This window comes from Candidatus Xianfuyuplasma coldseepsis (genome assembly GCF_014023125.1).
Lineage (GTDB): Bacteria > Bacillota_I > Bacilli_A > Izemoplasmatales > Izemoplasmataceae > Xianfuyuplasma > Xianfuyuplasma coldseepsis.
In genome coordinates, this window is the sequence record NZ_CP048914.1 from 1,782,760 (window position 1) to 1,802,574 (window position 19,815).

Annotated in this window: 18 protein-coding genes and 1 other annotated feature; of the genes, 1 reads left to right on the forward strand and 17 read right to left on the reverse strand. The window is 39.7% G+C overall.

Annotated elements, in window-relative coordinates; translation table 11 throughout:
• Positions 1–58: 58 nt before the first annotated feature.
• Complete coding sequence (gene glpK, locus G4Z02_RS08750; protein WP_258877639.1) at positions 59–1,549, reverse strand: glycerol kinase GlpK; 1,491 nt, start codon at positions 1,547–1,549, stop codon at positions 59–61.
• Between the two features lie 94 nt (positions 1,550–1,643).
• Between glpK and G4Z02_RS08755 the strand changes: the two genes are divergently transcribed.
• Positions 1,644–2,573 carry a lysophospholipase gene (locus G4Z02_RS08755; RefSeq protein WP_258877640.1) on the forward strand — a complete coding sequence of 310 codons (930 nt, stop codon included), beginning with the start codon at positions 1,644–1,646 and terminating at the stop codon, positions 2,571–2,573.
• 11 nt (positions 2,574–2,584) lie between these two features.
• Here G4Z02_RS08755 and yfmH read toward each other — a convergent pair whose 3' ends face one another.
• The 16 genes from yfmH to G4Z02_RS08835 form a co-directional block, all read right to left on the reverse strand.
• Positions 2,585–3,871: an EF-P 5-aminopentanol modification-associated protein YfmH gene (yfmH, locus tag G4Z02_RS08760; RefSeq protein WP_258877641.1), complete on the reverse strand. Its 1,287-nt coding sequence runs from the start codon at positions 3,869–3,871 to the stop codon at positions 2,585–2,587.
• Positions 3,864–5,120 carry an EF-P 5-aminopentanol modification-associated protein YfmF gene (gene yfmF / locus G4Z02_RS08765; protein WP_258877642.1) on the reverse strand — a complete coding sequence of 419 codons (1,257 nt, stop codon included), beginning with the start codon at positions 5,118–5,120 and terminating at the stop codon, positions 3,864–3,866. Before yfmF ends, yfmH begins: the two co-directional genes overlap by 8 nt.
• A 44-nt stretch (positions 5,121–5,164) precedes the next feature.
• The gene (deoD, locus tag G4Z02_RS08770) at positions 5,165–5,872 is read right to left on the reverse strand and encodes a purine-nucleoside phosphorylase (protein WP_258877643.1); all 708 of its coding nucleotides are present in this window, start codon (positions 5,870–5,872) and stop codon (positions 5,165–5,167) included.
• Positions 5,873–5,883: 11 nt separating this feature from the next.
• Complete coding sequence (gene deoC, locus G4Z02_RS08775) at positions 5,884–6,543, reverse strand: deoxyribose-phosphate aldolase (RefSeq protein WP_258877644.1); 660 nt, start codon at positions 6,541–6,543, stop codon at positions 5,884–5,886.
• A complete protein-coding gene (locus G4Z02_RS08780; RefSeq protein ID WP_258877645.1) occupies positions 6,521–7,219 on the reverse strand; it encodes a YczE/YyaS/YitT family protein in 699 nt (232 codons plus the stop codon). Before G4Z02_RS08780 ends, deoC begins: the two co-directional genes overlap by 23 nt.
• Positions 7,212–7,925, reverse strand: coding sequence for a DUF6198 family protein (locus tag G4Z02_RS08785; protein WP_258877646.1), 714 nt, complete (start codon positions 7,923–7,925; stop codon positions 7,212–7,214). Before G4Z02_RS08785 ends, G4Z02_RS08780 begins: the two co-directional genes overlap by 8 nt.
• Before the next feature lie 92 nt (positions 7,926–8,017).
• Positions 8,018–10,747: an isoleucine--tRNA ligase gene (gene ileS, locus G4Z02_RS08790; RefSeq protein WP_258877647.1), complete on the reverse strand. Its 2,730-nt coding sequence runs from the start codon at positions 10,745–10,747 to the stop codon at positions 8,018–8,020.
• 43 nt (positions 10,748–10,790) lie between these two features.
• Positions 10,791–10,998, reverse strand: a binding site (T-box leader).
• Positions 10,999–11,039: 41 nt separating this feature from the next.
• The gene (locus G4Z02_RS08795; RefSeq protein WP_258877648.1) at positions 11,040–11,723 is read right to left on the reverse strand and encodes a YlmH/Sll1252 family protein; all 684 of its coding nucleotides are present in this window, start codon (positions 11,721–11,723) and stop codon (positions 11,040–11,042) included.
• On the reverse strand, positions 11,723–12,007 hold the full coding sequence (locus tag G4Z02_RS08800; protein WP_258877649.1) for a YggT family protein: 285 nt from the start codon (positions 12,005–12,007) through the stop codon (positions 11,723–11,725). Before G4Z02_RS08800 ends, G4Z02_RS08795 begins: the two co-directional genes overlap by 1 nt.
• 6 nt (positions 12,008–12,013) lie before the next feature.
• On the reverse strand, positions 12,014–12,307 hold the full coding sequence (sepF, locus tag G4Z02_RS08805; protein WP_258877650.1) for a cell division protein SepF: 294 nt from the start codon (positions 12,305–12,307) through the stop codon (positions 12,014–12,016).
• Between the two features lie 2 nt (positions 12,308–12,309).
• A complete protein-coding gene (locus G4Z02_RS08810) occupies positions 12,310–12,948 on the reverse strand; it encodes a YggS family pyridoxal phosphate-dependent enzyme (protein WP_258877651.1) in 639 nt (212 codons plus the stop codon).
• Positions 12,908–13,105 (reverse strand): hypothetical protein, encoded by a 198-nt coding sequence (locus tag G4Z02_RS08815; RefSeq protein WP_258877652.1) that lies wholly within the window; start codon positions 13,103–13,105, stop codon positions 12,908–12,910. The genes G4Z02_RS08810 and G4Z02_RS08815 overlap by 41 nt, the downstream gene beginning before the upstream one ends.
• A 38-nt stretch (positions 13,106–13,143) precedes the next feature.
• On the reverse strand, positions 13,144–14,277 hold the full coding sequence (gene ftsZ, locus G4Z02_RS08820) for a cell division protein FtsZ (RefSeq protein WP_258877653.1): 1,134 nt from the start codon (positions 14,275–14,277) through the stop codon (positions 13,144–13,146).
• Between the two features lie 80 nt (positions 14,278–14,357).
• Entirely contained in the window at positions 14,358–15,470 is a 1,113-nt protein-coding gene (tgt, locus tag G4Z02_RS08825; RefSeq protein WP_258877654.1) for a tRNA guanosine(34) transglycosylase Tgt, read from the reverse strand.
• A 54-nt stretch (positions 15,471–15,524) separates the two neighbouring features.
• Positions 15,525–16,787 (reverse strand): 2-hydroxyacyl-CoA dehydratase, encoded by a 1,263-nt coding sequence (locus G4Z02_RS08830; protein ID WP_258877655.1) that lies wholly within the window; start codon positions 16,785–16,787, stop codon positions 15,525–15,527.
• Positions 16,787–19,720: an acyl-CoA dehydratase activase gene (locus G4Z02_RS08835; protein WP_258877656.1), complete on the reverse strand. Its 2,934-nt coding sequence runs from the start codon at positions 19,718–19,720 to the stop codon at positions 16,787–16,789. Before G4Z02_RS08835 ends, G4Z02_RS08830 begins: the two co-directional genes overlap by 1 nt.
• Positions 19,721–19,815 lie beyond the last annotated feature (95 nt).

Consider the following 19,815-nt stretch of genomic DNA (forward strand, 5'->3'; position numbering starts at 1 on the left):
TTCACCTGTTATTTATTATACTCTATCCATACCATAAATGAAACAAAATATCGTAACATTACTTGAATTGGCGTGTCGCTTGAACGGCTTGAATCCACTTATGATAGAGTTTTGTCCGTTCAGCTTTAGTCATTGAAGGCTGAAATGTACGATTGGTTTGTTGTAAGGATGATAGTGATTTTATGGAGGAGAAGAATCCACTTTGTAAACCACTCATATAGGCTGCACCCAATGCTGTCGTTTCGTTAATTTCAGGACGAATAATCTCCAAATGGAGAAGATCACTTTGAAATTGCATCAGAAAGTTGTTAGCACTAGCTCCACCATCGACACGTAAAAACGTTGGTGTTATGCCCGATTCATCCATCATTACATCAATGACATCTTTGGTTTGATAAGCGAGACTCTCCAATGTTGCCCGGGTAATGTGTGCTTTTGACGTTCCCCGAGTTAGACCGAACATCGCTCCTTTGGCATCTGTATCCCAATACGGTGTACCAAGACCAACAAAAGCAGGAACAACAACGACGCCATAGTTTGATGGCACACTGGTTGCCAATGCTTCGGATTCCGAAGCCTGATCGAAAAACTCTAATGCGTCGCGAAGCCACTGAATCGCACTTCCAGCCACAAACACACTACCTTCAAGTGCATAGGTAACAGTTCCATTCATACTATAGGCAATTGTGGTTAATAAGCCTTTGTGGGATAACGTTGGTTTTGTACCGGTATTCATCAACATGAAACAACCGGTACCATAGGTATTTTTTATGGATCCTTTTTCAAGACATAATTGTCCAAATAACGCGGCTTGTTGATCCCCTAAAATACCAGTGATTGGTACGTTTTCACCGAAGAACGTTGCCGCGGTTGTATACCCGAACAAACTAGATGAATCACACACTTCAGGAAGGATATTTGGATGGATATCAAGGATGTGCAATAACTCGTCATCCCATTGTTGTTCAAATATGTTGTACAGCAATGTTCTTGAGGCATTGGTATGTTCGGTTTTGTGAACTTGTCCCCCAGTTAATTTATACAGTAACCATGTATCTACTGTTCCAAAACAAAGATTGCCATTTGCCATTAAGCCTTTTGCCCCAGGGACGTGATCGAGAATCCATCGAATCTTTGTACCACTGAAATACGGATCAATCAACAATCCGGTTTTCTGGTGAAATATCTCTTCATAACCCTCTTCTTTTAGTGCATTGCAAATATCATTGGATTGTTTGGATTGCCAGACAATTGCTTTGTAAATCGGCTTTCCTGTTTGTCGATTCCATAAAATGGTGGTTTCGCGTTGATTGGTAATCCCAATACTTGCAATTTCAGATGGTTGAATATCTGCTTGTAGCATACTGTCGGCCATTGTGGTTAGCACAGTGGACCAAATATCATACGCATTTTGCTCAACATAGTCTTCCTGTTCATAGATCATTGGTACCTCACGTTGACTTTGTGATACGATTTGACCTTCTTTATTGAAAATGATGCATCGTGATGATGTCGTACCTTGATCAATTGCTAAGACGTACTGTTTCATTCCTCTCACCTCATTACCATTTTATCAAAATTTGACGAATATTTAAATTGGATTTTCGATTATATGGTATAATGGTTTTAAGGGGGCGATGGAAATGAAAAAAGAATTTACGTTAGTAGACCCGTATGAACATGAACTACATGTCTATTTATGGGAAACGAACGCAACAAAACCCAAAGGTGTTGTACAGCTAATTCATGGTGCTGGGGAATACTGTGAACGATATGACCACTTTGCGAAGTATCTCAATGATGAAGGATTCCATGTGATTGGCAATGATCATTTGGGACATGGAAAAACATCAACTGATCTCAGCAAAGTGTACTTTGATTCATCCATTGGTTTTCATAAAGTCTATGAAGGTGTTAAAACCGTACGGGATTACATTGAAGAACATTATCCAAAACATCTGGTTATTATGTTTGCTCATTCGATGGGTTCATTGATTGGACGTTATGCAATGTTATACGATCACAATCGTTATAATATGGCCATTTTCAGTGGGACAGGAACCTTTAGTAAATGGTCGATATTATTTGGTAAAATTGTGGCAAACATTATTATCCGTCTCAAAGGCGATCAATACGTCAGTCCATGGTTTAATGATGTGGTTATGGGTTCACATATTCGCGATTTACAGCGAAAGGGTCTTATCAATCGCCGCATTGAATGGATATCACAAGATCCACAAATACAGCGAGCCTTTGAAGAAGATAAATATTGTGGTATACCATTCACCATTGGCGCGCAACGAGACATGTTAAACTTTATTCCCGAAATTCAAGATAAAAAGAAAATTAAGGACAGTGCCTCTTCTACTGCAATCTACTTCATTAACGGGGATACTGATCCCCTCGGACATTATGGTGAAGATATAAAGAAACTATACAATCACTATCATGATGCGGGATACTCCAATGTAAAATACAGTGTCTTCAACAATACACGGCACGAAATCATTAACTCGTTTGAGAAAGATCATCACTATAAAGTAATTACCGATTGGATTAAACGAAATCTTTAAAAAAAAGACGATTATTCGTCTTTTTTTGTTGGCACAATAATACTTTCTGAATGATAGCTCGTATCATTGATAATAGCGAGCATATGATAGACATCCTCAATCGTAATATCTTCCGCAATCGTTAGAACTTCGAACAAGTCTCCATCTAACATGTGATATTTGGTAAACTGATTGGCAATATATTCTAAACTGTTCAGTGCTTGAATGAAGTTCCCAATGATTAAACGTTTTGTCCGTTTGAATTGAACCACATCAACACCAGTCTCAACCGTCGTTGATAAAAGCGATTTGATTTCGTTGATAAATCGATTTGGATCTTTTGTTTGAGAACCAAATAACAAGTAACCATAATCTTTCTCGATCGAGACATCAACACCGAAGGAATCATTGATAACACCACGTTCTATCAGCTGTTGATAATTGTGAGTGCTCTTTCCAACTAGTAAATCAAGAAGGATGGAGAATGTCAGTTCGTGCTGCATCAATGGTTTTTTGGGAAACGTACTAGTGGGTAATTTGATTGCAAATAATGCATTGGACATATGGACGTCCATTTCTTGGAGAATGGATGATTGAAAAACGGTTTGTGGTTCTTTGATATCCTCTACGTGTGGTTTCGTTGCGGATGTTTCGACGATGGGGTCGACTTTTTGTAACTCAGAAAACAGGTTTTGTACATGGACATTTCCAGTGATAAACAACACCATTTCCTGCGGATTATAGTAGGCTTGATGAACATCTTCTAGAATTTCTTTATGAATCGTATTGATCGATTCTGGTGTTCCCAAAATTTCTTCACGGACGGGATGCTCATGGAACATGCTCTTTAATGCATTCATATAGATAACAGTGTTGGAATCGTCTTCATACATATTGATTTCTTGGATAATGATTGGTTTTTCTTTTTCCACGCCTTCTTCTGTGAAGTGAGGATGAAATACAAATTGAAGTAATAAGGTGATGCATTCGATTAGATGATCGGTTGTATGAAACAAATACGTCGTTTTTGAGTTCATTGTGAAGGCGTTGACATTTGCCCCAAGTAAAGCGAATTGTTGTGATACATCCAACCCATCTTGTTCAAATAGTTTGTGTTCTAGAAAATGGGCCATTCCTGCCGGAATCGAATGAATGTTGCCATCTTTCTCATAGGTAGTAGTTGTTGATCCAAGTGGTGTGGATAATGTTACATAGGTTTTGTGATACCCTTTTTTAGGTACAATAAATACCTGTAAACCACTCGGTAACGTGTCTTTATACACCGTTTCCTTAATCGATTCATACGTGTACTTAGTCATGTGATTCACCTCGTAGTAAGAACGTTGTATCCAGTTGTAATTGTGAGGCAATACGGGTAATATCTGCTTTGGAGACCGATTTGATTTTGGCGATTAGTTCTTCGGGATTAAACGTCCGATGAAACAGCGCTAAATGATGGATTCTGGAGCAGATTGAACTACTGGAATCAAGACTCTGATAGAAATTTGAAATAAGAATGGTTTTTGTGATGTGTAAAATTTCATCCGTAAAATCACCTTTTTGGATGGAAGACACTATCGCATTAATTTCCGTTTGAACTTCATCATAGTCCAATTCATTGATCCCTGCATAAACATATAAACTCCCTTTATACTGATCATAACTACTACCGATGAAGTATACTTTATTCAGTTCTTCACGAATTCGCTTAAAGAGGATGCTTTCAGCATGACCACCCAACATCATCGATCCTACTATAGCTGCATAGTAATCAGGTTCTAAATAGTGTATTGGCCATTGATAACCCCATACTAGTTTTGCCTGTTTAACGCTTTGCGTTTCGACAAGGTGTTGTGGCTGTATTCGCTTGGCACGACTATAATCAATCGGCATCAGGTCGATCATTCTGGATGAAAATGGAAAGTATGTGTCAATCAATCGAGTCATATAATCGACATTCACATCACCAACCACACTGATGGATATTGCATCTTGACGAAGCATGTTATCGTATGCATGAATCACATCTTCTAATCGTAACGTCTCTAAATCTTCGGCGACACCAAGTGCTTCTAACTGATATAAGTCGTCAAAAAACATCGCTTTGCGAATTTCTTGAAAACTATAGCGCATCTTGTTGTCATAAATACTGATAAAATATTCTTCAAGTAGGCGTTTTTCTTCATCAAATATGGTTTGCTCAAAGCGGGGATGAAAGATAATATCACCTAGAAACGCAACCACTGAATCCAATAAATTCGTCTGATCAATGGCAAAATCGTTATGAATAAATGTGATATCAAACGTGAGTTCTTGAGCCAATCCAGTCTTTTTAACACCGGACTGAAACGATGCACCATACATGCTTTCCAATTTGATTTGAATGTCACGTCTCGTTGGATACGATGCACTTACCGCGCGAAGAAGGTATGGAATCATAGCTCGTGCTGTGACATCATCACGTTGAAACAACCGTGAAAAGACCAGTTGAATTTTCACGGTTTTAAATTTTGTGGTGTGGGCTACATTTAGGGTATAACCCGGTTGTTTCTCATGTGTAATCTTCATATGTACCATCCTAAAAAAGAGCCAAAGCTCTTTTTATACGTTGTTTATTCGGCTAATCCTAAAGCAATGTCCATCATTCTTGTAAATGCATTTTGACGTTCCTCTGCACTGGTTTCCTCTTGTGTAACGATATTATCGGAAACCGTTAGCAAACACGCAGCATTTTTACCAAGAACGTTGGCATTGTGGAACAACGCAAAGGATTCCATTTCAACAGCAATACAACCGTGCTGATCACGAATTTGCTCGTATTCTCCTGCGTTTTGACGATAGAATACGTCACTGGAATGAATCGTTCCTTTATGAACAGGAATTTGCAACGACTTAGCAACTTGTTCAATTGCTGCATTTAAGCTTGCACTTGGATAGGTTGTATCAATCTCATGTCCTGCCTGGGTTTGGGCATAGGTGGATTCGCTCCATGCTTTGTCAACTAGGACAACATCGTATAAATCTAAATCTGCGGTATAGGCCCCGCAACTCCCGATGCGGACGATATTGTCAATATCGTAAAATTTGAACAACTCATAACTATAAATTCCAATACTTGGCATACCCATACCACTACCCATAACACTGATTCGTTTTCCTTTGTAGGTTCCGGTATATCCAAACATATTTCGAACGGTATTGAACTGCTCAACATTATCTAAATAGGTATCGGCAATGAATTTTGCACGTAGCGGATCGCCGGGCATTAATACTGTCTTTGCTATTTGATTGTTATCTGCGCTTATATGTGGTGTACCCATACAATAACCTCCTAATAATCACTATCTGAAACTTGTCCTTGAACAAGTTTAACGCCACTACTGGTCCCAATCCGGCTTGCCCCAGCGGTAACCATTGTCGCCACATCTTCGGCGCTGCGGACACCGCCAGAAGCTTTCACTTCACGATCGTGGAACACGGATTTCATAATTTTTATGTCTTCTTCTAATGCACCAGCTGTACCAAATCCAGTACTGGTTTTTACAAAGTCAGCATTTGCTTGATAACAAGCTTCAGTTGCTGCTTTGATTTCATCTTTTGTTAAATAACATGTTTCCAATATGACTTTTAACGTATGGCCCTTACAAGCTTCTTTAACTGCTTGTACTTCGTTGGTAATATACGCATAATCCTGTTCCTTCACTTTACCAATGTTTAGTACCATATCAATCTCATCGGCCCCGTTTTTAATCGCATTGGTGGTTTCAAACACTTTTGTTTCTATGGTGTTTGCTCCTAAGGGGAATCCAATAACGGTACAGACAAGAACGTCGCTATCCGCTAAATCTTTTGCGGCTTTCTCAACCCAAAATGGATTGACGCATACACTTTTGAAGTGATATTCTTTCGCTTCTTGAATTAAGCTATTAATCTCCGTACTTGTACCAAAGGCTTTTAAGTACGTGTGATCAATCATTTTGTTGATGTTCATAAATTCCAATCCTTTCAAATATTGTTAAGTACATCGAAATAAGTACGCCAACCATCAAACTAAAGATGATGGTTCCAACTCCAAATTTCCCGAGACCAATTCCAGCAATGGAACCGATTAGAAAAGCAAGAAGTACAACAGTTACTTCTATTATAGCACGAATAAAGGCAAGTCTTGACGATTTTAATTTATACAAGACCGCAAGCATGAATTGATCGTAGACACCGGCTGGAAGCGTGGTGACGATCATTAAACTTCCACCAAGAGGAAGTAAGAACAAGCCACCGATGTATCCGGCAATGTGATGCCATGTTTCAGTGTATAAAACACCATCAAAGATGTAGAGATTAAAGAGATTGATTAGTAACGCTGTCGTGATGATCGGAACAATCATAACAACATACGACCACCGTTTATATAGTATGATGGTTAACAACATTGTTGTTGATGCTGTCAAGGCATTCGCTAATCCCATTGACATGAATGAAATCGCATGCGTTAGGGCATAATGCAGTGTATCCCAACTACTCATGCCAATATTACTGCGAATCATCAAACTTACGCCAACCCCAATCACAATCATACCAACAATGTAGGTGGAAATCCGTCCAATCGTTAGTTTGTTGCGGATTTCTTGCAATTCTTCACGCAAAATAACCGTTCGTAGATTACTCATGTTTTTGCACCTTCAGCAAATGAAACCATAGTCCCATAATTGAAGTAAAGAAAATGGTGAACAGTAAACTCCCGTAGTTCACCGAACCGAGATGACCGGCGGTATTGAAAAACGTTAAATATCCAAATAATGTACCAATCAGTAACCCGAGTAGTTCAATTCCTAAGCGGACAAAGGTGATTTTACGAGTATGGAATATATCCATAAACATCAACATCCACTCATCAAATACAAAGGCAGGGAATGCGGATTTTACCACCAACGTTAACCCGAGAGGAAGAATGAATGAACCAATTATAAAGAAGATGTATTGCCATAATGTCGCCGATCCAATCATCACGGACGTTGTCCAGAAACCAACACCTGCAATCCGGTCTTTAAAGATTACTAAATTCCAGAAATCAATCGATAGAAAGACCAAACCGATGGGAATCAGCATAAATAAGTAGCGTGTGTCTTTTCGATATAGTATTACCATTGTCATTACGAGGATACTAACAACAAACGACATCATTCCAATAGTTACCCATGACGCCCCAACGACAATATTCATAAACGAACGAAGATTGATGGTTACCGTATCCCAAGCACCAACGCCGAGATTGGAGGCATTCATAATGTTCACACCAAGACCAATGACAATAAAACCAAGTACATAGTACATGATTCGAGTCCGTTTTGCATGTATAGTTGCTTGTGCTTCCATAGTTCATCCTCCATGGGTTTCATAAGACCACATTACATTGTACTCTTTATAAGGGGTAAATTCAACAAAAAAAGGTCTGAAAATCAGACCTTTTACTCATCGAGTACATCTTGGCAACGGTGGCATAATCCATCATGGGTATGATCCACGACTTGCCAACACCGATCACAGGTTTCCCCTTCGGCTTTTTCCACGTCCACTGACATGTTACTAAACGCATATTCACCTGTGCCATCTTTCATTTCAAACTGAGACACGATAAACAATTGCCCTAGGTTCGCATTCATCTTCTTCAGAAGTGCTTTAACGTCTTCATTAGGATACAGTGTCAGCTTCGCATTAAAACTTTTACCAATTACTTGTTTATTACGAGCCTCTTCCAGTGCTTTGTTGACGTTGTCACGAATTTGCATGAACGCATTATAGGTATCAAGAATTTCAGATCCATCAACATCAAGCGGTTTTGGCATATCTTCTAAATACACATTGTCGTATTGATGGTGGGGGAGATGCAAGTATGCTTCATGAGTTGTATGCGGTAAGAATGGCGTTAGTAGCTGTAACAGGGTACGTGTTGTATCATACAGCACCGTCTGCACACTTCTACGTGCTGGGTCATCGGCTTTGGTGATGTAGAGAATATCTTTCGTAAAGTCGAGGTAGAACGCACTTAATTCTCTAGTTACAAAGTTTGTTATATCTCTATATACCGTATCAAATTCAAAGTTATCATAATGTTCTAAGGCAGACTTAACCAATTCGTTCAGTTGTAAATAAACGTATTGATCAACATCCACTAACTGATCAAATGCAACACGGTCCTTCGTTGGATTAAAGTCGCTGAGATTCCCCAGCATGAAACGGATCGTGTTCCGGATTTTACGATAGGACTCGCTTACTTGTTTCATCATATCATTGCTGATCCGAACATCACTTTGGTAATCTACACTAGCAACCCATAACCGGAGAATATCGGCTCCCATTTGTTTGATGATTTTAAGGGGATCGACGACATTTCCAAGTGATTTACTCATCTTGCGTCCATCTCCATCCAAAACAAATCCATGTGTAACACACGTTTTATAAGGGCTTTGTCCCAAGTGAGCAACACCCGTTGAAAGACTACTGTTGAACCATCCGCGGTACTGATCGCTACCTTCTAAATAGAGGTCGCTAGGATAAGGTAGCCCAAAGTCCGTCATTCCCCCTTGATGGGATGTTCCACTGTCGAACCACACATCCAAGATGTCGGTCTCTTTTTGGAACTCATTGTTTGGACTAGCTTCGTTTGTATAGCCTTCTGGCAACAATTCTTGTGCTGATTTTGTATACCACGCATTGGTTCCTTCTTGTTCGACGATATTTGCAACGTGATTGATAACATCTTTATCTAAGATTTCACTGCCGTCTTCATTGTAAAATACAGGAATTGGTACGCCCCACGTCCGTTGGCGACTAATGCACCATGCTTTGCGGTCTTTTACCATGTTTTCCATTCGTACTTCACCCCAAGATGGGTACCAGTTGACGTTTTTAATCTCCTTGAGCATATCATCTTTCAACGATTCGATACTGGCGAACCATTGCGCTGTCGCCCGAAAGATTACCGGCTTCTTAGTTCGCCAATCATGCGGATAACTATGGGTATACCATTCCATTTTCAGTAATGCACCACATGCATCCAAATCACGAACGACGGATTTGTTGCAATCTTCAATAAATTCGCCTTCATAAGGCCCTGCTTCTTTGGTCATAAAACCTTTTTCATCGACTGGACACAAGATATCAAGGTTGTAATTTTGACCGATGACAAAGTCATCTTCCCCATGTCCTGGTGCGGTGTGCACAAGACCGGTACCACCTTCGGTAGAGACGTGATGTCCTAGTACAATTGGACTAACGCGATCATATAGGGGATGTTTGTAGGTCATATGTTCGAGTTCATACCCTTTGATATCTTCTAGTACTTCGACACGCTCCCATCCGAATTTAGCAGTTAATTCACTGATTAAATCGGTTCCACATAAATAGATCTGATCGCCATCAACTTTCACAAAACTATAGAGAATGTGATCGCCAACTGCAATCGCGAGATTGGCTGGTATTGTCCAAGGGGTTGTCGTCCAGATTAAGAACTTAAAGTCGTAATCGACTTTACCTAAGGTATCCACGGCATCCATCGCGACATAAATCGATGGCGATTGTTTGTCGTGGTATTCAATTTCGGCTTCCGCCAATGCGGTTTCGCTCGATGGACTCCAAAAAATCGGCTTTAATCCTTTAAAGATTAATCCTTTTTCGACCATATCAGCAAATACGCGTAACTGCGACGCTTCATATTTCGGGTACAATGTGATATAGGGATTGTCCCATTCCCCTAAGATTCCTAAGCGTTTAAACTGTTCTTTTTGGGTCGCCACTTGTTCCATCGCATAATCGTAACACATTTTTCGGAAATCGACTTTATCGATTAGGTTACGATTCACTTTCTTCGTTTTCACAAGTGCTGTTTCAATCGGTAACCCATGGGTATCCCAACCAGGAACATAGCGAGTATAGAATCCACGCATGCTTTTATACCGCAATACCATGTCTTTTAAGATCTTATTCATCGCATGACCAATGTGGATGTTCCCATTGGCATACGGTGGACCATCATGTAAGACGTATTCCGTGTGTCCTTTGTTTTTGTCAAGCCGTTGCTGATAGAGATTCATCTCGTCCCAAACGGTTTGCATTTTTGGTTCGTTGTTGCCGAGATTCCCGCGCATGGGAAAGTCGGTTTTTGGCATATGCAATGTGTGTTTGTAATCATTACCCATTGTCATCACTCCTTCATATTGTATAAAAAAAGTTCATCCTTAAAATAAGGACGAACAGACTATCCGCGGTACCACCTTAGTTCTTCTTCCGAAGCACTTGAACTCGTTAACGCCGAGATACGAAACCACTTACTTCATTCAGCGATTTACTCTGAGGGGATATTACAACAAGCTATAAGCCAAGTTTTCAGCAACTCTTGGTCTCTGTACAAATAGGATTTCTTGTAACCTGTCCTCGTCATCGTTTATAACAATCATTATTTTAACAAATCTATGAATAATTACAACCTTTTTAAACAAATTTTCGATAATTAATGACAATTTTCCCTTTCTTGGTCCGACTTGACGTATCATCGATGATAAATCGACCGTGATGACGAATCGATACTATATCGTTTTCTGTAATCTGTTTTGTCGCTTTGGTAACAACGAAATGATTGACATGAATCTGCTCCGCAAGAATCCATTCTTGGACGAGATTACGGGATGTTTTGGTCATCTTGGCAACGACATTATCAAGGCGCATGGACGGGACAATTGCCGTTAAAGATTTGTACTCTTGTTCCGGTTGTATCATCGCCCCATCGATTTCTTCCAATGTTATGGTAACTCGATCAATTTGGCGAAATGATTGGCGAATCTCATCTGCAATTTCGGATGTAACAAAGAAAACTTGCTGCCGTGGTAAGATATCACCGATACTATCACGCGAAATGGATAATGACATAAGACTACCAAGAATGTTTTGATGTCGTAATTCCAAAAATCGATCGTTGGCATGAATTCTGAAGCACACGATTCCATCCTCACTCGTTGTATTGAGATATAACCGTTTGCGTTCAGCTTCAGGATATCCACCATCCATAACGATACGATCACTCTGTGGTACGAGAGCTTGTTCTTGGGGTGTTAAAAAACGAAAACGAACCGCTCTTTGGTTCGTTATTGCTCGTTGTATGCGTTCTTGTAAAGTCATTATTGCAGACTCATCAAATAGATCATTTGATAGAAATAACGAAGACCAAAATTATAGATTAAGAAACCGATAATTGGGGTAAAGTCAAACATCCCAATCACAATCACACCGCGAAATATCCGCATGTATGGATCGGCAATTCGATCAATCAATTGGCCGATTTTCGTTCGTCGCAACTCCGGTAGCCATGACAATAATACCGAGCCAATGAGAAAGTAAAAATAGACTTGTAGAGCATAATATATGACTAAAAGAACGTTGATTAGTAAAGCATTTGCTAACATCGGGTACTACTCCTTATATTCATTCACAAATTTGCGCAGACTTCCATCTTTATAATCTTGTTTAGTAGCAAACAAGAAAATCTGTTCCTTGATGACTTCAATTTCGCCATCGATGGCGTAGGTAATGCCACTTAGAAACGTAATAATCTTATTGGATTCGATTTCATTTTGGTTTTCAAAATTGAGAATGAGTGGTTTTCCTTTTAATAATTTGTCTGCGAGTTTAAAGACGTCAATGTCTGGTTCACAAAGAATAAATTCAATGCGATCAAAGGCTGTTTTTTTCCGTTTTTTAAACATGATTACACCTCTTTACTAAATAATACACTACCGAGACGCAAAAATGTAGCATCATGCTCTAGGGCAATGAGATAATCATTACTCATCCCGATAGATAGTTCATTGATTGTGATGTTGAGTTGTGTTTGAACTTGTTGCTGTAAGTCGTTTAACACTTGGAACTCTCGATGGATGACGGTTACATCATCAGTGTATTCGGCCATTCCCATAAACCCAATAATCTCGATGTTTTTGAGACGTTGTAACGCGGGTAAAACGGATAATACTTCTTGTGGTGTAAATCCGTGTTTGGATTCTTCATGGCTTATGTTTACTTGAAGAAAACATTTTAATGGAGCAGTTCTACGTTTATCAATTTCTTCTGCTAACTTCATCGAGTCTAAGGAATGGAGATAGGATATCTTATGGATTACCTTCTTAACCTTTTTCGTTTGCAGTGATCCAATAAAGTGCCAGGTGATATCCAAATCTTTTAATACTTCATATTTTTCTAAAAACGCATTGTCGCGATTTTCACCAAAATCATGGATTCCTTCACGATACAATTGTCGCATCTGCTCGGTGGTGAAATATTTTGTTGCGGCAACAACCGTTACATCGTCAGGAATGGTCTTCTTGACGTCGTTTACGTGGAATATCATGACGATTCGTATATGTAAAAACACTCGTCAAAATGACCGCGAATATACCGAGCAACATATCGACCATGTCATTTTGTAACGGGACTAGAAATAATACGATTATGATTGCCATCAGGATGGCGTACACAATATTATAGCGTTTGCGTGGGCTCATCATACCACAACCTTTTAGATTTAAAAAAGCGCAATGCGCGCTTATTTAAATCGAGATTTCAACCAGGAAGGAATGGTTGTTTTAGACGGTTCTTCTTCCTCATCTTCGTCTTTACGACGACGTTTGCGCGACCGTTTTGAGTCTTCTTTATCATCGTCATCATCGATGTCATCAGGATCCTCATAGCTGGTAGATCCAATGTCACTGAATTCAACGGTTTTATTTTCATCAAAGCCAGTAGCAATTACTGTGACAATGATTTCATCTTTTAATTCGGTTATTACCGTGGCACCGTAAATAATATTAATTTCAGTGGAACTAGACGCCTGAATTGCTTCTACTGCTTCATTAACTTCCCACAAAGCAATATCAACACCACTGGCAATGTTCACAACAGCATCGGTTGCACCATCAATGTTCGCATCAAGCAATGGCGAATGAATTGCTTTTTTCGTAGCTTCAATGGCACGGTTCTCCCCACTGGCGATTCCGATACCCATTAATGCGGTACCTTTGTCTTTCATGACGGTTTTTACATCGGCAAAGTCGACATTGATCAAACCGGGTACTGTAATGATTTCTGCAATCCCTTGAACCCCTTGTCTAAGGACTTTGTCCGCTTCACGGAAGGCTTCTAACATGGAAGTTGAGCGATCTACGATATACAATAACCGATCGTTTGGAACAACGATTAACGTGTCTACATAGGGTTTTAACGCATCCAGACCTTCAAGTGCTGTCGCAACTCGACGACGACCTTCAAAACTGAATGGTTTCGTGACGATACCAATGGTTAAACATCCGGATTCACGAGCAATCCGAGCAATTACGGGTGCTGCACCTGTTCCGGTTCCGCCCCCCATACCAGCTGTAATGAATACCATGTCGGTTTCAGCTAGTAATTCACGGATTTCTTCTTCGCTTTCAATCGCAGCACGGCGGCCGATTTCGGGATCTGCACCAGCGCCAAGTCCGCGGGTTAACATTTTTCCAATTTGAATACGGGTATCCGCTTTGGACAATCGTAAAACTTGCGCATCGGTATTTACTGCGACAAATTCTACTCCTTGAACTTCATTTTCGATCATCCGATTAACGGCGTTTCCACCACCGCCACCAATACCGATGACTTTTATCGATGGTTTTTGATTAAAATTGTCCATTGACTCAAACATATTCAGACCCCCATATACGTTGTTAATCTATTATATCATAATATGTAGTAAAAATTAAACAGGTTTTTTTCAATAATGGCTTATTTATAGTATTTAGAGAAAAAATTTGCCTTAAAATCACCCAACTGGTCATTTTGAATCGCATTTCGAATATTTTTCATTAAATTCTTGAGAAAATAAAGATTATGATAACTAATCAAACGTGGCCCTAAATACTCCTCGCTTTTAAATAAGTGTCTTAAATAACTCTTGGTATAGGTCGTACACACCTTGCAATCGCATTCAGTGTCCAATGGCGAGAGGTCTTTTTCGTATATTTTGTTCTTTATCGGGATACGACCTTGACTCGTCATCGCACTACCATGACGTGCCATTCGTGTTGGGTTGACACAATCGAACATGTCAATACCACGAATTACTCCTTCGATGATATCATCCGGTGTTCCCACACCCATAAGGTATCGCGGTTTTGATTCTGGTAAGATCGGTGTGACTTCATCAAGGACCCGGTACATCTCTTCTTTTGTTTCACCAACACTCAGTCCCCCAATACTATATCCAGGAAAATCCATGTTGATTAACTCTTCGGCACAGTGGGTTCGTAAATCTATAAACGGACCGCCTTGTACGATACCAAACAAAGCTTGCGTATCAGGGTGATTATGGGCATCTAGTCCACGTTTGGCCCATCGAATGGTCCGATCAATACTTTGTTTCATATAATCATAAGGTGAATCAAACGGGGGACATTCATCAAAGCTCATGATGATGTCTGCTCCTAAATTATGTTGGATGCGTATCGAATCTTCCGGAGACATAAACAGTTTCGCTCCGCTTTTATGATGACGAAATTCAACACCTTCTTCGGTGATTTTTCGGATGTCACTAAGGCTAAACACTTGGAAGCCACCACTGTCGGTTAGAAGCGCACCGTCCCATTTGCTAAAACCACGAATACCACCGTGCAATTGGACAATGTCATCCCCTGGTTCGAGCCATAAATGATATGTATTTCCTAAAATCAAGCCATCACTAACTTCTTTGATTTCTTGATTTTCAAGTGTTTTTACGGTTGCCTTTGTACCAACAGGCATAAAAATCGGCGTTTCAAAATCGCCGTGTGGCGTATGGAGAATTCCATATCGGGCACCCGTTTGTTTACATGTATGAAGAAGTTCGTATGTTATAGCCATAAATATCACCACAATCATTATAAAACAAAAATCCTTATTGGTTAAGGATTTTAGTTATAAATTTCGTTTTGCATTGGTGATCATTAACTTAATTCGATTCAATTGATTGATTTCCGTTGCACTTGTATCGTAATCAATGGCGACAATATTACTTTGAGGATAGGCCTGTTTAATTTTCTTGAACATTCCCTTACCGGCAATGTGATTCGGTAAACAGCCAAACGGCTGTGTGCAGACAATGTTCGGTGCACCCATATGAATCAACTCGATCATCTCTGCGGTTAATAGCCATCCTTCACCAACATGCATTGCATGATCGAGCATGTCGAGACCCATTTGACGCAATTCATAGTACGATGTGAAAACGCGGAAACCATACTTTTTCAATTGACGCCGGATTTTGTTGCGACGATACTCGATAAACCAGATTAAGAACTGATACATCCTAGCAACAATTTTACGTCCCCCGTATTTATAGATATCATGCCGTGAGGAGTCAAAAGTGTATTGGAAGAAATCAAGGATATTTGGTGTCACCACTTCACAGCCTTCTTGACGCAACGTGTTTTCCAAATCATTATTTCCAAGAGGACTGTATTTGACATAGATTTCACCGACAATTCCTACTTTCGGTTTCGGTATAGAACGATCAACTGGTATTTCACTAAATCGTTTTATCACTCGTTCAAATAGCTTGTTCGGATGATAAAAGACTTTTCGTCCAGGGAGATAGAAGTATTCATCAAGAAAACTGTTTACCTCTTGGTAGACAGCTTCGGTATCGCCTTCGTTAATTTCGTATGGAGCTGTTTCATTATAGAGTTGCATCAATAAATCGCCCATCGCAAGTGCTGTGATAAGCTTGAGGAGAATGTTGCTTGTGACTTTAAATCCGGGATTTTTTTCCAGTCCAACCGCATTGACACTAATGATAGGGATGAAGTCATATCCGGCTTGATGAAACGCTTTGCGAATGAGACTGACATAATTACTAGCACGGCAACCACCACCGGTTTGGGTGATGATCAAGGCAACTTTGTGAATGTCATACCCACCTTGTTTCATCGCATCAATGAATTGGCCAATGACAAGCATAGCCGGTACACAAATATCATTATGGCTGTATTTCATTCCTTCATGAATTACATCAAAATGCGTATTTTGCAATACCTCTGCATCATATCCTTCGCTTTTCAAGGTATGAACAAAGTATTCAAAATGGTAGGGTGCCATCGATGGAATCAGAATCTTGTATTCGTGCTTCATTTCTTCCGTGAACAGTAAACGTCCGGTATCATCGTATACTAATTTTGCCATTATGCTCCTCCTTTCATCGTTGAAAGGAGACTGCGAATTCGGATATTCGCTGTTCCTAGGTTGTTAACTTCATCAATCTTGATACCCGTATATATTTTTCCTTCTTTTTGTAAAATCGCCTGAACTTCATCGGATGTGATTGCATCCAAACCACAACCGAATGAAATCAACTGGATCAGATTCGCATTGGGCAATGTACTGATGAATTTCGCACTGTCGTATAGACGTGTATGATATGTCCATTGATTAAGTACTTTGACGAGTTCTTGATCGGCTTTAAAGTTGACACTATCTTCACTAATGACAACAATATCCAAACTTTGCAACAGTTTCGGAATCCCATGATTGATTTCGGGATCAACGTGGTAGGGTCGACCTGCTAATAGGATGATATTCTTATTATATAATTTGGCATAGAGTAACGCTTCTTCGCCTTTTAAAAAGATATCTTCGCGGTAATCATAATATGCGTCCAATGCCAGATTATACGCTTTCTTAATATCTTTTTTGGTGACGAGACGTTTGATGTCAAACGAATCCATTAGGTTTTTTAGGAAATGAACCTTCTCATTCAAACTAATGTATGGACTGACAAATGTCTTCAAATCCAAATCATCGACATTGGCTTTTATCACTTCGGGATAAAAGGCAACAACAGGACAGTTGTACTCGTTATCACGATAATCTTTTTCAATAAAATTGTAGGGCATATTGGGATAAAAGATATAGTCCACATCTTTATTGATTAGATTTTCAATGTGACCGTGAACGAGTTTTGCAGGATAACATGCTGTATCACTGGGGATGGTTCCTTGTCCCATTTCGTAGATGTCTTTGCTACTGCGATCACTATACACGACTTGATAACCAAGCGAATCAAAGAACGTCCACCAAAATGGAATGTTTTCATACATATTTAATACCAGCGGAATACCGACAGATCCTTTATATTCTTTACTAGAATCGGATTGGTATGAGAGAATTTTATCGTATTTATATAGGTATAGATTGGGAATGTCGTCTTTATGCGTATTCAGACCAGCCCCTTTTTCACAGCGATTCCCACTAATATAGGTTTTGTTTTTAAAAATATTCACAGTAAGACCACAATAATTACTACATTTACGGCAAACTGCCTTTTTCGTTCGATAAGTAAATGTTTGCAATTCGTCTTCTGTAAGGACGGATGATGTCGTCTCAACAGCTTCTTCACGAGCGATTAAGGCAGCACCAAAAGCACCCATTAAACCAGCGATGTTGGGACGAATCACATGCATACCTATTTCATTTTCAAATGCCCGCAATACAGCATTGTTGTAGAAGGTTCCTCCTTGAACAACAATGTTTTCCCCTAAATCACGACGTATATCAACAGTCCGAATCACTTTGTACAATGCGTTCTTCACAACACTATACGCTAATCCAGCACTAATATCATGAGTGGTGGCCGCTTCGGCTTGGGCTTGTTTTACACCACTATTCATAAATACGGTACACCGACTACCCAAATCCACCGGATACTTCGCATCTAGCGCAAGTTCTGCGAACTCTTTAATGTCATAGCCTAATGATGTACTAAATGTTTCTAAAAAGCTACCACAGCCACTACTACAGGCTTCATTTAAGATAATTGAGGAGATGACTTGTTGATCAATCTTAAAACATTTCATGTCTTGGCCACCAATATCAATGATGAAGTCGACATCTGGGTTGAAAAAGGATGCGGCCCGATAATGACAGATCGTTTCCACTTCACTACCATCGAGACGAAATGCATGTTTGATTAATTCTTCTCCATAACCAGTACTATAGGCCCCAACAATCGTTGTATTATCATTCATTTGTTGATACATGTCAAACAATGCAGCTTTGACAACGTCAACTGGATTCCCTTTATTAGAGGAGTAATAATAATAGAGTATGGTATTATGTTCACTTAGCAATACTAGCTTAGTTGTAGTGCTTCCAGCATCAATACCTAGATATGCATTACCGGAATAAGTCGCCAAATCTTCTTCTTTGACAGCATCTTTTTCATGACGGGCAATGAACAGATCGTATTCATCATTGGAATCGAATAATGCGGGGAGTGTTTTCTTGACTTTTTTGTGATCCCGCTGATCGTATGCTTCTACTTTTTGTACGAGTTCATCAATGGTAACATTCGTTTCCTCGGCACTGAGTGCGGCGCCATAGGCGACAAACACTTCTCCGTTTTGAGGAACAAAAACATCCGTTAAGTCGAGAAACTCAATAAATCGTTTGCGAAGTTCCGAAGCAAATGTCAATGGACCTCCTAGGAAAGCCACTTTACCTTGGATTTTACGTCCTTGTGAAAGCCCGGCAATCGTTTGATTGACAATCGCTTGATAGATGCTGATTGCGATATCGTTATGATTTGCCCCTTGATTTAATAGTGGTTGAATGTCACTCTTGGCGAATACACCGCATCGTGAAGCGATGGGATAAATCTTATCATAATCTTTAGCAAGTTCATTAATTTGACTACTATTAACGTCTAATAGGGTTGCCATTTGATCAATAAATGCACCCGTTCCACCAGCACAGGTTCCATTCATGCGTTGTTCGATATTGTTGCCATCGAAGAAAATAATCTTGGCATCTTCACCGCCCAGTTCGATGCAGACATCAAAATCACCAGACTCGTGCTGTAAGGCTGTTGTCGCACTGATGACTTCTTGGGTAAATTGAATGCCGATGTCCGTGGCTAAAAGCATACCGGCACTACCGGTAATATTGACAAGCATATGAGCTCCATTAAATTCAGTCTGAATACCTTGTACTAATTTTGTAAAGGACTTCGTAATACTGCTTTTATGGCGCATGTAGTCTTTGTATAGGATATTGGCGTCTTCATCAATGACAACACACTTGATCGTCGTTGAACCAATATCGATACCTACTCGTAACATCGAACCACCACTTTTTAAATGTACAGTATTCATTTTACTACAAATTTATGAAATTGTAAGGCTTATTTACAAGACTTCTATTGTAAAACGTTTTA